A 13,747-nucleotide genomic window follows, 5' to 3' on the forward strand; every position below is an offset into this window, starting at 1 on the left:
CGTGAAAGAGAGCCGATGCACCTGCCCCCCGACGACCGCGCCCTCAGCCCGCGCACCGGTTGCACCCGGGCCCACTGGGAGGCCGCCGCCGACGCCCTGCTCGCCGCGGTCGAGCCGTATGCGGCCGAGGGCGGCGCGCTGTACCACCTGCCCGGCGACCGCACGAGCTGGTCGGGCCGGCTCTCCGACGGTCTGGAGGGCTACGCCCGTACGCTGCTCGCCGCGGCCTTCCGCCGGGACGAGACCGTGCTGCAGCGGTACGCCGAGGGGCTCGCGGCCGGGGTCGCGGGCGTCTGGCCGCGGATCGAGGACCGCAGCCAGCCGCTCGTCGAGGCGGCCTCGATCGCCCTCGCGCTGCGGCTGACGCGCCCGCTGCTGTGGGACCGGCTGGACGACGGCGTACAACAGCGGGCGGTCGCCTGGCTCGACGGCGCGCTGACCGCCGAAGCCTGGCCCTGCAACTGGGAGTTGTTCCCGGTCACCGTGGGCGGCTTCCTCCAGGAGATCGGCCACGAGCCCGAGGCGTCCCGTAAGGCGGTCGACCGCGGCCTGGAGCGTATCGAGGAGTGGTACGTCGGCGAGGGCTGGTACACCGACGGCGACGGCCGCAAGTTCGACTACTACAACGGCTGGGCCATGCACCTCTATCCGGTGCTGCACGCGTGGCTGGCGGACGACTCCCGGCTGCTGGACCTCTACGGCGGCCGGCTCTCCCGGCACCTGGAGGACTACGCCCGCCTGTTCGGCGGCGACGGAGCCCCCATGCACCAGGGCCGCAGCCTCACCTACCGGTTCGCGACGACCGTCCCGCTGTGGCTGGGTGCGCTGACCGGACGCACGCCGCTGCCGCCGGGGGAGACCCGCAGGCTGGCCTCCGGGGCGCTGAAGTACTTCCTGGAGCGAGGCGCGGTGGACTCCCGCGGCCTGCTGACGCTCGGCTGGCACGGCCCCGACTCCGCGGTGCTGCAAGGTTATTCGGGCCCCGCCTCCCCGTACTGGGCGAGCAAGGGCTTCCTCGGCCTGCTCCTGCCGCCGGACCACCCGGTGTGGACGGCCGCCGAGGAGCCGGGCCCGGCGGAGCGCTCGGACGCGCTCACGGCGATCTCGGCCCCCAACTGGCTTCTGCAGTCCACGAGTTCGGACGGCGTCGTCCGCCTCCACAACCACGGCAGCGAGGACGTCCGCTACGACCCGTACTACACGCGCCTCGCCTACTCGACGGTGACGGAGCCCTCCTCGTCGTACGACAACAGCGTGATCGTCGGCGACGATCCGAGCCGTACGGACATCGAACCGCTGGGCGTCGGCGAGGGCTGGGTGGCGTCCCGGCACACGGCGGGCGGGGGAGCGCGGGTGACCAGTGTCGTGCTCGCACGCGGGGCCGTGGAGGTGCGGGCCCATCTGGTGGCGGGCGCGGAGCCCGGGACGCCGGTACGGGTGACGGGGTGGGCGACGGGGGTCCCCCTGCGCGAGCGGATCCGAGGGCGGGGGAGGGACGGCGTGCGGGCCGAACTCCTGCCGGCCGTAGGCCTTTCCGAGGCGCTCACGGGTGTCACCGGTGAGGGGGACACGTTCTTCGTCGCGCTGGCGCGGCTGACCGGGGAGCCGGAGCCGGTGCCGCTGGCGGAGACGGTGAGCGTACGGGCCGACGGGGAAAGGGAGTTGTCCGTGCGCTGGAGCGACGGAACCGGGGTGCGGGTCCGGTGGGGCGGCTCCGGAGTGGAGATCGTCCCGACGGACCGGGGATGACGCGCTGTCCGTCACGGAGTACGCCCAGGCCGGAGCGCCGTTCGTGGAGACGGCGAGGTCACCCGTGACTCCCGGGAGGGGTGTGCATGCTTCGGCCGGCGCCGAAGCAATGCGGCTCTAGCGTTCCGGTATGACCGAAAGCTCGCAGGAGACACCCGCCCAGGCCGTCGCCGGCATGGTCGACCACGTCCTCGCACTGGCCGCCACCGGGACGAACTGGGACGGCGAACCCGCCCATGCCGACGACCGCGTCCACACCCCGCACAAGGCGATCCGCCGTGTCGCCGACCATCTCGCCGATCACCTCGCCGAGCTGGAGGCCCGGCTGGCCGGCGAGAAGCCGCAGCCGGATCGGTGGCACGCGTCCACGGTGACGACCGGGGCGGACCTCGCCCCGTTCACCCGGGAGGACCTGGACGAGGCCCGCAGCCGCCTCGTGCGGCTCGCCCGCATCTGGGCGAACCGTCTCGACGCCCTCACCGACGAACAGTTCGACCGCTCGCCCGGGCAGGGCCGGAGCTTCCGTGGACTGGCCCTGCACCTCAAAGGGGCGACGTACTACGCCGACTCGGTCGGTGACCTCTCATGAGCGGGTTCGCCGACCTTCACCACGCCGCAGAGCCGTTGTTCCTGCCCAACGCCTGGGACCACGCCTCGGCCATGGCTCTGGCCGCTCAGGGCTTTGGTGCCGTCGGGACGACGAGCCTGGGCGTCGCCGCGGCAGCCGGCCTGCGCGACGGTACGTCGGCGACCCGCGACGACACCCTCCGGCTCGCCCTCACCCTGGGCACGGAACCCTTCTTCCTCTCCGTCGACGCGGAGGGCGGATTCAGCGAAGACCCCGGCGAAGTGGGGGAGTTCGCCCGTGAGCTGGCGGCCGTCGGCGCCGTCGGCATCAACCTGGAGGACGCCCTCGGACCTGTCGAGCGCCATGCCGCGAAGATCGCCGCCGTGAAGACCGCGGCACCCGACCTCTTCGTGAACGCCCGTACCGACACGTACTGGCTGGGCGACGGCGAGGGCACACGGAGCCGCCTCGACGCCTACCGGCAGGCGGGCGCCGACGGCGTGTTCGTGCCCGGGCTGACCGACCCCGGTGAAATCGACGCCCTGGTACGGCACTTGGGCGACTTCCCCCTCAACATCCTCTACTCGCCCACCGGCCCCACCGTGCCGCACCTCACCGATCTCGGCGTACGACGGGTGAGTCTCGGGTCACTGCTGTACCGGAGGGCTCTGGGGGCGGCACTGGAGACGGTGGCGGACATCCGGGCCGGTCGGGCACCGCAGGGCACGGCGCCGTCGTATGCGGACGTCCAGACGTTGGGTCACGGGAGCGATCCGGCTCACAGCGCCCGGTGGTGAGCGCTTGGTACGGTGGAGGCTTTCGTGGGTATCAGACCCTTTGGACTCATCTCCGGCGAGGGACCGAGGAACCATGGACATGGACATCCCCGGCGACAAGCGACTGGCGGCTGCCGTCGTGATGGACGACGAGGGCCGGGTGCTGCTGGTCCGGCGCAGTGAGACGGAGAAGTTCCTGCCCCGGGTGTGGGGCGTTCCCTGCGGCAAGCTCGAACCGGACGAGAGCGCCCGGGACGGCGCGCTGCGTGAGCTGAAGGAGGAGACCGGGCTCCTCGGCGAAGTCGTCCGCAAGATCGGCGAGTCCTCCTTCGTCAGCGAGTACCGCGGCCACGAGGTCAAGAACTGGCAGGAGAACTTCCTGGTCCGTCCGCTGAGCCGGGCGATCACCCTGCCGAAGGCCGACCAGGCCCACATCTGGCTGCCCCGCACCGAGCTGACCACGGTCGACATCGACGACTACAACCTCGACATCGTGGACCAGGCCTTCACGAACTCCTGAGCAGCTCGGCGAGCCCGCCCAGCGCTCCCAGGTAGTCGTCCACGTCCAGCGGCACCTTCGCCACCGCCCCGGGATGCGGGCCCGCGGGCGTGAACACGTCGGTGTGGGCCCGGCGTCCGCTCCCCGTCTCCAGGAACAAGGTCACCGCGGGCACGTCCGTGTCGCACCAGGCGCGGTGCAGGGTGTGCGCCGGCAGGGCGTACGCGCTTCCCGCCGCGTACTGCCCCACATGCGTCAGCCGCAGCCGCGCCGGACCGGTCGGCTCCAGCAGCCAGTCCGCAGAGCCCTCCTTCAACGACTCCTCGTACCGGGCGGCCGAGACACCACCACCACCGTCGACGTCGTACAACTCCATGGCGAGCCGCCCGCGCACGACATGGGAGGCCAGTGGGGAACGGTGGTTGTGGATGTCCTCCTTGCCGACCGCGCCCGCGCCCGGGTGCCACAGGTGGGCACGCAGCATGTGCCGCGGGCCGCCGTCGATCAGCAGCAGCTTGTCGAAGCCGAGGACGTGCCGGTACGAGAGCCGGGCGCACCCCTCCGGATCGCCCTCACCGGAGGCCAGTTCGGAGACCAGCTCCAACAGCCGTTCCGGGGCGCCGAGTTCGGCGACGACGAAAAGGGCCGCGGCGACCAGTTCGTGCTCGGGCAGATCACCGTCGAGCGTCCCGGTCAGCAGCCGCCGCGCCGCCAGAACCTGCCGACCGCCCATGCACACGTCCTCCAAGTCCGGGCTCCGCCATCCGAGTCGACCTACCGCGTCCTACCCCGTACGTCTTGCCCGGATCAGTCCTCCCGGTTCGCGCTTCGCGGTTCGTGCCACCCGGTTCATTCCTCCGGTCGATACATCCATACGGCATGCGCCCGCAGCGCCGAAAGCCCTTGATAGGTCATCCACATGGGTTGCCGCAGCTCACTGCTGTCGGGCCGCCCCCAGGACCAGATCCCGTCGGTCTGCCCGGCCCACACCGCGGCGGCGGCCCCGTCCAGCCGCTCCCGCCACGCCTCCTCCAGCCCGTCCTGCACCGCGACCTCCCTGGCACCGGGGGTCATCAGGGCGCGGATCATCCAGGACGCGGTGAAGTGCCGTACGTTCAGCACCTCATGGCGCGAGGGGTCGTCGGTGCGCGGGCGGCGCACCTCCTCGCGGAGGTTCCGCAGGTCCTGGCATCGGTGGTGGGGTGCATCCGCGCAGGCCAGCAGCCAGCGGACACCGTCCTCCCGGGCGGCGCGCACCGCCTCGTCCTCGTCCTCGCCCAGCACCAGGGCGGCCCGGTCCAGGGCCACCACCGCCTGTGCCGTGTGCAGGGGGGAGGGCAGCCCGTACGGCCGGCCGAGCCGGTAACCCCAGCAGCGCAGATGCTCACGGCGGGGGTCGCTGATCGCACCGTCGGCCAGGGCCTCGCGCAGCACGGGCAGTACGGCGGAGTCGGGCGCGGCGCGCAGCAGCCCGCGCAGCACCGTCGTCACGACGTGGGTGGACTCCCGCCCGGCGCGGTCGAGTTCGTGGGTGAAGCCGGCCGTGCACCGGCCCACCTCCTCCGCCAGCCGCTCGCCGGACGCCCCGGCCCGGGCCAGCGCGCCCAGCACCAGAGCCGTGACCTCGGGCCGCGCCTCCGCGGCCTGGGACCGGGCGGACCAGCCCCCGCCGGGCAGCCGCAGCCGCCAGAGTGTCTCCACGAGATCCCCGGTGCGCAGCCGCCCCTCGGGTGCACCGAGGTCGAGCATGATGTGCAGGCCGTACGCGGTACCGACGGACGTGGGCCGGGACGGGCCGCTCTCACCGAGGGAGTGCGACCAGCCGGTGAGGCGGCCGCCGGCGGGGTCGTCGACCACGGTCACCTTCTCGGTGAGCGTGGCGTACGCGGCGGCGAAGATCCGCGGGAGCGGACCGGCTTCGGTCCGCGCCACGACGACGGCCGTTCGGGTGGCGGGAACGGCCGCCCCCGCCCGGGCCCGGACCAGTGCCGCCGCCAGCCAGGTGGCCACGCCCGTGCCGACCCCGCTGACCCCGGCGACCAGATATTTGGCGGCCTCTGAGCCGATCGAGCCGGGCAGTACCCCGAACAGGAACTGGAACACCGCGTACCCGGCTGCCGCACAGCCGAGGCTGCCCAGCCAGCCGACGAACCGTGCGGTCTCGCTCGCCCCGCCGGGCGGCACCGGCGGCTCGCCGTCGGACCTCAAGGGACCGCGGCCCAGCTGCTGTTGAGACAAGGCGGCGCTCCCTCCCCCGAGGCGGCACGTGACTTCCGCGAAGATTCCAGTCTAAGTGGTCAACGGGGCATGTGAGCCGTCGGCCGGAAGCAGTGTCCGAGCAAGCAGCTCGGCGAATGCCACGGGATGCTCGGCCACGCCGACGTGCCCGCCGGGGAACTCGACGAAGCGGCCGCCGGTCCGCTCGGCGAGGAACCGCGCGGTGCGGTCGAGGAGTTGGCCGCGGGAGTCGGAGCCGGCGGCCAGGGTGAGACGGGCGGAGGAGCCCGTCAGTGAGGTGAGGTCGGGCGCGTACGAGGTGAACTGGCGCAGGACGTGGGCGAGGAACAGGGCCATGGGGCTCGCCAACTCCTGCTCACGGGAGAGGGGTTGGGGCTCGGTGCACTGCTCCGGCTCCCGCCCGGCCAGCCCGGCGCCCAGCCGTGCCCCGCCGGCCCGCAGACCGGCGGCGCGATAAGTGTCGTACACCTCGCGGAACATGGCCTGCTGACGAGTCCCGTCCGGCAGCACGCCCACGCACGGCGGCTCGTGCGCGACGACGTGCAGCAGCCGCCCCGGGTGCCGGGTGAGCAGATCGAGGACGGCGATACCGCCGGAACTGGTCCCGAGGGCGTACGCGGACTCGCCCTGGGGGAGGACCTCGTCCAGCACCAGACGGGCCCCGTCGCTCCACTCCTCCACCCGCTGGTCGCCGACGGGTTCGCCGAGCCGCCCGTGTGCGAGCCCGAGGGGGTCGTAGGTCACGACGGTGAACCGGTCGACGAGCGCCTCGGTCATCCTGTCGAACCCCATGGGATGACCGGCACCACCGGGGACGACGAGGAGTACGGGCCCCTTGCCGCTGACGTCGTAGTGCGGTTCAGTCATCGCTGTTCCTCTCCTCGCGGGGCCAGTGTTCGAGTGTCACGTGCAGGGCGTCGACGGCCTTGTCCCAGGACGTGCGCACGTCCCGCGGGGCGCCGAAGCCGCCGGTGGCCTCCAGGGCGCAGTAGCCGTGGAAGGTGCTGCGCAGCAGGCGTACGGCGTCGGTGAGGTCGGGTTCTTCGAGGCCGTAGGCGCGGAGCATGCCGTAGGTGATCTCCGCGGTGCGCCGAAAAACGGGGGAGTCGACGACCAGGGACTGGTCGATGCGGATCTGGGTCGCGGCATACCGCCCCGGCCGCGCCAGCGCGAACTCCCGGTAGGCGCCGGCGAACGCGGCGAGCGCCTGCTTGCCCGCCCGCCCCGCCACCGCGGCGGCGATCCGGTCGATCATCTCGGCACCGGCGAGGAGCGCCATGCGGGTGCGCAGATCCTGCAGGTTCTTGACATGCGAGTACAGACTCGCGTCCTTGACCCCGAAGCCGCGGGCCAGGGCGGAGAGCGTGACGTTCTCGAAGCCCACCTCGTCCGCGAGGTCGGCGGCCGCCGCGGTGATGAGGTCTGGGGTGAGACCGGCTCTGACCATGAGGGCGACCTTCCGACGACAGACCACAAACCTAGGGGATCTAGGTATAACCCTAGCTCATGCAGGAAGTCGTGGACGGCCGATAACGTGACCGGGTGATGGTGGGCACCGAAGAGACCAGGCTGGTCGTCCTGCGCGGAAACAGCGCCTCGGGAAAGTCGTCGGTCGCGGCCGGCATCCGTGACCGGTTCGGGAGAGGGCTGGCGCTGGTCGGCCAGGACAACCTGCGCCGCCTCGTCCTGCGGGAACGAGACCGGCCCGGAGCGGCGAACATCGGTCTGATCGACACCGTCGCGCGGTACGCCCTCGACGCCGGCTACCACGTCGTGGTCGAGGGCATTCTCTACGCCGACCACTACGGCGACATGCTCGCGCGCCTGCGTGCCGACCATCGTGGGGTGACGTCCGGCTACTACCTGGACGTCCCGCTGGAGGAGACCTTCGCCCGCCATGCCACCAAGCCGCCGACGAGTGAAGTCGGGGAGGCGGAACTGCGCTCCTGGTATCGGCCGCTCGATCTGCTGCCGGGCGGCGTCGAGACCGTGATCGATGCCGACAGCGCCCTGGCCGAGACCGTCGACCGCGTCATGCGGACCGCGGGGCTGGTCGGTCTGCCCGCAGTCGACTGACGGGGAAGGGACCTCCGGCCGGCCTCGACGTACAAGACCCTTGGGCGGAGGTCCCTCTGTTCCGGTCCGTCTGTTCAGGTGCGTCTGTGCTGGTGCCTCTGTGCGGATGGCTTGTGCGGGTGCCTCAGCTGATCGGGGCGTACAGCACTCCGAGTTTGTCGATCTCGTCGCCGGCTCGCCCGGTGAAGCCCACGATCTGCCAACCCGACGGTGCGGTGAAGGTCACGGTGTCCGAGGTCGCCGTACCGGACGTCAGGGTCCGCCCCTTGTCCGTGGCGAACGCCGCCGAGAAGATCCGCGTCCGGCCGCCCTTCTGACCCTCCGTCAGTTTCACCGAGGTGAGGTGCTCGCCCGAGGCCAGCGTAAGGGAGGTCGCCGTGCCGCCCGTGCCGCCGTGGGTCAGGGCCGTGCCGCCGTCGTGGGTCAGGGACAGCGAGTCCAGGCGGGCGTCGCCGCGCAGGGTGAGGGTGCGCGGGGCGACGGTGGCCGGCAGGTCGTCCGCGTCGTTGAAGGCCGTGCCGTGCGGGCCGCCGTAGAAGTCGCTCGCCCTCAGGGAGGAGTTCACGGTGTACGAGAAGTCGACCGTGTGCGGGAAGTGGTCGGAGAGGTTGCCGCCCTTGGAGTCCAGGAACTTGGCCCACTCGTCGTTGTAGTGGGTCGCGTCCAGGGAGAGCAGCCTGCTGCTGCGGTAGAGGACCTTGTCGACGACCTCGCAGTCGTTCGACGGGGCCGACGTGGGGCAGAGCAGGGGGTCAGCGCCCTGCGTCGGTGCCGTGCCGCCCTTGACCAGCTTCACCCAGGCGTCCGTCAGACCGTTGTCGTTCACCAGGGTGCGGATGTTGTCGGCGCTGCGGGTGTAGCGGGTGTTCGTGTCACTCATGACGAGCACCGCGTTGCCCGCCGAGTTCGCCCGGATGAAGTCCGAGAGCTGCTGGATGTTGGCGCGGCGGGCGGCGAGCGCGTCGTCGGAGTCGTCCGCGTTGGGGTGCGCGTTGTAGAGGTCGAGGAAGACGCCCTCGGCCAGCCGCACCCGGGCGAGCGTGAAGCCCTTCGGGGTCAGGCAGTTGGTGCCCGTGCACTTGTTCCACTTGACCCGCTCGAAGTCGTCGAGCGGGAAGTTCGAAAGGGTGTTGAGGCCGTCGCCCACGGCCGCGCCGCCGCTCGTCGCCGTGCGGTACGGGTGGTTGTCGCCCGCGTACAGCGCCGCGTGGTAGTTGAAGTCCTCCTGGACGTTCACGATGTCGTAGGGCGCCAACCGCGGTGAGATCAGCGGGGTGTTGGTCGCCGGGTGGCTGGAGCTGAGGCCTTCGGGGAGGCCGGCGACGTTGTACGTGAGCACGTTGAAGGAGCCTGTGGTCGCAGCCGCCGCCGCGGAGGCGGGCGTCGCGCCGGTGGCGGCCAGGCCCGAGAGGGCCAGTGTGGCGGCCGCGAAGGTGCCGATCAGTCGTCTCATGGTGGGGGTGTCTCCGGTAGGGAGTGGAGGAGGTCGAGCGACGAGAACCTGAATGATGCTCAGGTTCGGTGTCGACCAGTGTGACCGGAAAGGGCTTTCGGGGGAACAGTGAAGGGCGAGATCGGCGACGGAGGTGTGGACGCGGGTGCCGGTGCGGGTGCGTCGGTATCTCGATCGCCAGCCGTCGGCGTGGGGCATAGGGTTGCCGGGATTGGGGATTCCAGGGGGGCCGGTGTCGTCGTACGAAGCGAAGAAGGACGGCAGCCGCACACACGACACCGCCACCCCCACCGTGAGCCAAGTCCTTTGGAGACAAAGGGACTTCGGCATCTTCTGGGCTGCCCAGACCCTCTCCGTCCTCGGTGACTCCTTCGCCCTGATCGCGCTGCCCCTGCTGGTCCTCCAGGCCACGGGCTCGGTGGCGCGCATGGGTCTGCTGACCGCGGTGGGCGGCGCCGCGGCGGTGGCGGCGGGGGTCTTCGCCGGAGTGCTGGTCGACCGGGTCGACCGACGCAGGCTGCTGATCACCTGCGACCTCGTACGGATGGTGCTGTACGGGCTGATTCCGCTGGTGTGGCTCTTCGGCCCGAGGATCTGGCTGCTGTACGTCGTGCTCCCGCTGTGCGAGGCCGTCGGCATGCTCTTCGCCGTCGCCTATGTGACCGTCGTGCGAAGTCTGGTCGGCACGGAGCAACTGACGGAGGCCAACGGGCGCCTGGGCGCGACCGCTGCCGCGGCGGGCGTACTCGGTCCGATGTGCGCGGGGTTGACGGCGGCATGGGCGGGCCCGGCCGCCGCCGTCGGCGTCGACGCGGGGAGCTTCGGCGTCTCGGCGGCCTGCCTCCTCCTCGTACGCTTCCGCGCCCGCCCCGCGGACGAGCGCTCACCGCAGCGGACCGGCCTGTGGCGGGACCTGCGCACCGGGATCTCCTTCCTCTACGGCCACCGGGTCCTCCGCTCCCTCACCGCCCTTCTCTTCGTCTACAGCTTTCTCACCCTGGGCCTGACCGACCTGGTCATCTACCACCTCAAGCACGACCTCGGCCACGACGACGGCACGGTCGGCACGGTCATGGCGTGCGGCGCGCTCGGCACCATCGCCGGCTCACTGCTGGTCGCGCGGATCCGCCGCCGGCTCGGCTTCGGGTGGACCTGGATGAGTGGGGTCGCGCTGTGCGGGGTGGCGTTCGCCGGGCTGGGATGGGCGCGGGACGTGCCGGTGGTCGCCGTTCTGAGCGCGGCCTTCCTGGCCTGCGGCGGCATCGCGGGCACCTGTTCCATGTCACTGCGCCAGGAGGTGACTCCGGAACCCCTGCTGGGCCGCGTGACCTCGGCCTTCTGGACCCTCCACTACTCCGCGGCCCCCGTCGGCGCGGCCGTCCTCACCTGGGCGGCGGAACACAGCGGCACGGCCCCGGTGGCGCTTGCGGCGGGTGGCTGCTGCGTACTGATCGCGATGGCGGCGCTGTTCACGCCGATACGGGGGTCGGGGCGCCTCGGCCGGCAGGCTGACCGGCCTACAGACTGACCGGCCGACCCGCTCACCGGCATGTACGGGCGGCCCGCTGTGTGCCGTTCGGAGCCGCCCCCACACAAAGTCCCTGGCGCCGACGGCAGGTCAGCCCGTTCCGGGGACCACCACCCGCCCGGCCAGCACCGCGGCCACCAGCCCCGCCACGATCAGAGCCGCCAGCGCCACCCGCAGGCTCGTCGCCCCGGCCAGCAGGCCCACCGCCGGGCTCGCCAGCAGGAATCCCGGCCACTGGCCGATGGTGATGACCGAGACCCCCTCGCCGGCCGGGACGCCCGGTTGGCGGCCGGCCAGGGCGATCACCGAGGGCAGGACGCAGGCGACGCCCAGGCCCACGACGACGAAACCGGCGAGCGCAAGCCACACGGCGGGGCGAACGACGACGACCGCCACCCCCAGCGCCGACGTCAGCAGCGAGAGACGCAGGAAGGCTCGCCGGCCCAGGCGGGCCACGAACCGGTCGCCGACCAGGCGACCGGCGAGGATCGCCACCGTAAAGGAGGTGTACGTCGCCGCACCCAATGCCGAGCCCTCGTCCAGGTAGTCGGCCGTGTAGACCGAACTCCACTGGGAGGCCGCTCCTTCGGCGAAGGATCCCAGGAACGCGATGCCGGCCAGCAGGACGAGCTGGGGAGTGAACCGGTGCTTGAGCGGGCGGTGTCGCTCCTTGTGGGTCGGTGCGTCGCGGGGGAGCCGGGCGCCCAGGATCAGCAGCAGCGTCCCCAGGACGCCGCTGCTGATCGCCATCTGGATGCCCGGAGTGACGTCCGTGGCCGCGGCGAGGGTGCCCATGACACCGCCCGCCAGCACGCCCACGCTGTAGCAGGCGTGGAAGCCGGACATCAGTGGGCGGCCGTGGGCGCGCTCGACCGCGACGGCGAGTGCGTTCACGGGCGTGGCCAGGAAGGTCGCCCCCACGCCCCAGGTGGTCAGGCCCAGCACCAGGGCCGGCACGGACGAAGCCCCGGCCAGCACCGGTGCGTTGAGCAGGACGACCGTGGCGCTGGCGAGGGCCAGCAGACGCGTACTCACCCGGCCGATCAACAGCGTGATCAGGACGATCGCGACGACATCACCCGCCGCCGACGAGCTGCTCAGCAGCCCCCACCGGGCCGTGTCCACGCCCACCTGGTCCCGGATCGCCGGGATCCGGGCCATCCAACCGCCCTGCGTGCCACCGAGGACGATGAACACCAGGCCTACCGCGAGACGTGCGCGTAAGTCGGTGGACGTGACCGCCGTGACCGTCATCCGTTCACCCCCGTGTAGTGGTTCAGGCTCCAGCGCCACAGCAGCCGAGCTCCCAGATACGCGATCACCCCGAGCAGCGGGGAGGCCGCCGCCAACCAGTAGGGAACCCCGGTGCTGTGACCGTGACCGGTGAGTACCGCGGCAGGGAAGTAGGCGACGAACGCGAGCGGGAGGCCGAAGGTGAGGAGGCCGCCGACCGCCCTGGGCAGGACGTTGAGCGGGTAGCTGCCGAAGGTGCCGAGCAGTTCCTCCAGCCAGCGGCCCCAGTAGTCGGCGGCCGGGAAGCGCAGGGACGCGCAGGCCACCGCCGTGAACAGGGCGGCCTCCAGGAGCATGCCGCCGATGAGGCAGACGACCAGATACGTGACCCGCCCCGCGCTCCAGTCGAGGTGGCTGCGGGACAGGGCGCCGACCATCAGGCCCACGGCCACCGTCAGGTCGCCGATCGCGTTGGTGGGGAAGTACTGCAGCTGCACCTGGCGGTGGACCGGCATGGGACGCAGCAGGTAGATGTCGATCCGTCCCTCCTGGATGAACCGGCCGGTGCCGTGCATCCGTCCCAGGACCAGGACGAACAGTCCGTGCGCGAGCATCCGCGTCGCGGGGATGAGCAGCACGTCGGAGCTGTCCCAGCCGCCCATCCCGGCGAACCGGGACAGCAGCACGGTCGCGAACACGATCACCGACACCTGCCAGATCGCGCCGATCGCGACCATCAGCAGGAACTCGGTGCGGTACTCCAGCTGGGAACGGAAGTTGAGACGCGTGACGCGCCAGGCGATCCGGACGGCGTTCATGGGTCTCAGCCTCCCTGGGAGATGACACGGCGGGCGGCCCGCCGCCACAGGAACCGGGTGAACAGGTGGAGCAGCACGACCCAGCCGGCCTGGATCGCCAACTGCAGCCCGGCGTCGGACAGGTGGATGCGGCCCACGTACAGCGACAGCGGCACGTTGAGCGTCGCCTGGAAGGGCAGGAAGGTGCTCAGGGTCCGGAACCACCCGGGGAAGAACCACAGCGGGGCGTAGACCCCGGACATCAGGTTCTGCGCGAAGATCAGGATGAGCATCGCCGCGGTGTTGCGCACCGTCCAGAAACACATCTGGTCCAGCAGGAGCATGACGTGGTACAGGACCAGTTGCCCGAGCAGCAGGCTGAGCAAGAACACTCCTGCCAAGGCTGCCGATCCGGGCGGCTCCACGACCCCGGCCGCGAGACACACCGCGTAACCGGCGAGCGCCCACGCGGCCCCGTAGACCTGCTCGCCGAGGGCGCGCAGGGCGTGGTAGCGGGCAGGCGGCAGCGGGCGCAGGTACCAGTAGACGATGGTGCCGAAGTGCATGTGCTGGATGACCGTGTCCCTGCCCGCGTACTGGTCCAACTCCCGCAGCCGGGAGGCGAGTACGGCCAGCACGGCGTACGTGATGGCCTGCTCGCGGCTCATCCCGGCCGTGACGGTGGTGTGCTCGTACAGGCCGCTCCACAGCGACGCGACCAGCACCACCTGGACGGTCAGCCGGACCAGCACGGCCGTCATCCGGGGCGGGGCGTGCAGCTCGCCGAGGGGGGTGACGCGGGCGGCGCGCCAGGCGTGCAGGACGGCCAC

14 protein-coding genes are annotated in these 13,747 nt (G+C 71.6%); 6 read left to right on the top strand and 8 right to left on the bottom strand.

Going from position 1 to position 13,747, the window contains the following annotated elements; translation table 11 throughout:
* Window positions 1-15: 15 nt before the first annotated feature.
* The 4 genes from ACYUED_RS34580 (at window position 16) to ACYUED_RS34595 (ending at window position 3,613) form a co-directional block, all read left to right on the top strand.
* Window positions 16-1,749 carry a DUF2264 domain-containing protein gene (locus tag ACYUED_RS34580; protein ID WP_491288525.1) on the top strand — a complete coding sequence of 578 codons (1,734 nt, stop codon included), beginning with the start codon at window positions 16-18 and terminating at the stop codon, window positions 1,747-1,749.
* A 130-nt stretch (window positions 1,750-1,879) separates the two neighbouring features.
* Window positions 1,880-2,338, top strand: coding sequence for a hypothetical protein (locus ACYUED_RS34585; RefSeq protein ID WP_491288526.1), 459 nt, complete (start codon window positions 1,880-1,882; stop codon window positions 2,336-2,338).
* Window positions 2,335-3,114: an isocitrate lyase/PEP mutase family protein gene (locus ACYUED_RS34590; protein WP_491288527.1), complete on the top strand. Its 780-nt coding sequence runs from the start codon at window positions 2,335-2,337 to the stop codon at window positions 3,112-3,114. Before ACYUED_RS34585 ends, ACYUED_RS34590 begins: the two co-directional genes overlap by 4 nt.
* Before the next feature lie 79 nt (window positions 3,115-3,193).
* On the top strand, window positions 3,194-3,613 hold the full coding sequence (locus tag ACYUED_RS34595; RefSeq protein ID WP_491294565.1) for an NUDIX hydrolase: 420 nt from the start codon (window positions 3,194-3,196) through the stop codon (window positions 3,611-3,613).
* Here the strand turns inward: ACYUED_RS34595 and ACYUED_RS34600 are convergent.
* From ACYUED_RS34600 to ACYUED_RS34615, 4 genes are all read right to left on the bottom strand, one after another.
* Window positions 3,600-4,325, bottom strand: a complete 726-nt coding sequence (locus ACYUED_RS34600) for a hypothetical protein (protein WP_491288528.1) — start codon at window positions 4,323-4,325, stop codon at window positions 3,600-3,602. The genes ACYUED_RS34595 and ACYUED_RS34600 overlap by 14 nt on opposite strands.
* A gap of 116 nt (window positions 4,326-4,441) precedes the next feature.
* The gene (locus tag ACYUED_RS34605; protein ID WP_491288529.1) at window positions 4,442-5,830 is read right to left on the bottom strand and encodes a prenyltransferase/squalene oxidase repeat-containing protein; all 1,389 of its coding nucleotides are present in this window, start codon (window positions 5,828-5,830) and stop codon (window positions 4,442-4,444) included.
* A gap of 51 nt (window positions 5,831-5,881) precedes the next feature.
* Window positions 5,882-6,697, bottom strand: coding sequence for an alpha/beta fold hydrolase (locus ACYUED_RS34610; RefSeq protein WP_491288530.1), 816 nt, complete (start codon window positions 6,695-6,697; stop codon window positions 5,882-5,884).
* Entirely contained in the window at window positions 6,690-7,277 is a 588-nt protein-coding gene (locus ACYUED_RS34615) for a TetR/AcrR family transcriptional regulator (RefSeq protein WP_491288531.1), read from the bottom strand. Before ACYUED_RS34615 ends, ACYUED_RS34610 begins: the two co-directional genes overlap by 8 nt.
* A gap of 98 nt (window positions 7,278-7,375) precedes the next feature.
* Between ACYUED_RS34615 and ACYUED_RS34620 the strand changes: the two genes are divergently transcribed.
* Window positions 7,376-7,906 carry an AAA family ATPase gene (locus tag ACYUED_RS34620; RefSeq protein ID WP_491288532.1) on the top strand — a complete coding sequence of 177 codons (531 nt, stop codon included), beginning with the start codon at window positions 7,376-7,378 and terminating at the stop codon, window positions 7,904-7,906.
* Between the two features lie 124 nt (window positions 7,907-8,030).
* Here ACYUED_RS34620 and ACYUED_RS34625 read toward each other — a convergent pair whose 3' ends face one another.
* Window positions 8,031-9,359, bottom strand: coding sequence for a jacalin-like lectin (locus ACYUED_RS34625; protein ID WP_491288533.1), 1,329 nt, complete (start codon window positions 9,357-9,359; stop codon window positions 8,031-8,033).
* Window positions 9,360-9,651: 292 nt separating this feature from the next.
* On the opposite strand from ACYUED_RS34625, the gene ACYUED_RS34630 reads away from it, so the two are divergent.
* Entirely contained in the window at window positions 9,652-10,887 is a 1,236-nt protein-coding gene (locus ACYUED_RS34630; RefSeq protein ID WP_491294568.1) for an MFS transporter, read from the top strand.
* A 90-nt stretch (window positions 10,888-10,977) separates the two neighbouring features.
* Here ACYUED_RS34630 and ACYUED_RS34635 read toward each other — a convergent pair whose 3' ends face one another.
* Genes ACYUED_RS34635 through ACYUED_RS34645 form a run of 3 tightly spaced genes read right to left on the bottom strand, consistent with a single transcriptional unit; the run spans window position 10,978 to window position 13,747 of the window.
* A complete protein-coding gene (locus ACYUED_RS34635) occupies window positions 10,978-12,141 on the bottom strand; it encodes an MFS transporter (RefSeq protein WP_491288534.1) in 1,164 nt (387 codons plus the stop codon).
* The gene (locus ACYUED_RS34640) at window positions 12,138-12,938 is read right to left on the bottom strand and encodes an ABC transporter permease (protein WP_491288535.1); all 801 of its coding nucleotides are present in this window, start codon (window positions 12,936-12,938) and stop codon (window positions 12,138-12,140) included. The genes ACYUED_RS34635 and ACYUED_RS34640 overlap by 4 nt, the downstream gene beginning before the upstream one ends.
* A 5-nt stretch (window positions 12,939-12,943) precedes the next feature.
* Window positions 12,944-13,747, bottom strand: a complete 804-nt coding sequence (locus ACYUED_RS34645; protein ID WP_491288536.1) for an ABC transporter permease — start codon at window positions 13,745-13,747, stop codon at window positions 12,944-12,946.

It is taken from the genome of Streptomyces sp. DF42 (genome assembly GCF_058267695.1).

What these genes read in the sequence shown, in the direction of transcription:
- ACYUED_RS34580 (WP_491288525.1), top strand. Translation starts at nt 16, where the DNA reads ATGCACCTGCCCCCCGACGACCGCGCCCTCAGCCCGCGCACCGGTTGC.
- ACYUED_RS34585 (WP_491288526.1), top strand. Translation starts at nt 1,880, where the DNA reads ATGACCGAAAGCTCGCAGGAGACACCCGCCCAGGCCGTCGCCGGCATG.
- ACYUED_RS34590 (WP_491288527.1), top strand. Translation starts at nt 2,335, where the DNA reads ATGAGCGGGTTCGCCGACCTTCACCACGCCGCAGAGCCGTTGTTCCTG.
- ACYUED_RS34595 (WP_491294565.1), top strand. Translation starts at nt 3,194, where the DNA reads ATGGACATCCCCGGCGACAAGCGACTGGCGGCTGCCGTCGTGATGGAC.
- ACYUED_RS34600 (WP_491288528.1), bottom strand. Translation starts at nt 4,325, where the DNA reads ATGGGCGGTCGGCAGGTTCTGGCGGCGCGGCGGCTGCTGACCGGGACG.
- ACYUED_RS34610 (WP_491288530.1), bottom strand. Translation starts at nt 6,697, where the DNA reads ATGACTGAACCGCACTACGACGTCAGCGGCAAGGGGCCCGTACTCCTC.
- ACYUED_RS34615 (WP_491288531.1), bottom strand. Translation starts at nt 7,277, where the DNA reads ATGGTCAGAGCCGGTCTCACCCCAGACCTCATCACCGCGGCGGCCGCC.
- ACYUED_RS34620 (WP_491288532.1), top strand. Translation starts at nt 7,376, where the DNA reads ATGGTGGGCACCGAAGAGACCAGGCTGGTCGTCCTGCGCGGAAACAGC.
- ACYUED_RS34625 (WP_491288533.1), bottom strand. Translation starts at nt 9,359, where the DNA reads ATGAGACGACTGATCGGCACCTTCGCGGCCGCCACACTGGCCCTCTCG.
- ACYUED_RS34635 (WP_491288534.1), bottom strand. Translation starts at nt 12,141, where the DNA reads ATGACGGTCACGGCGGTCACGTCCACCGACTTACGCGCACGTCTCGCG.
- ACYUED_RS34640 (WP_491288535.1), bottom strand. Translation starts at nt 12,938, where the DNA reads ATGAACGCCGTCCGGATCGCCTGGCGCGTCACGCGTCTCAACTTCCGT.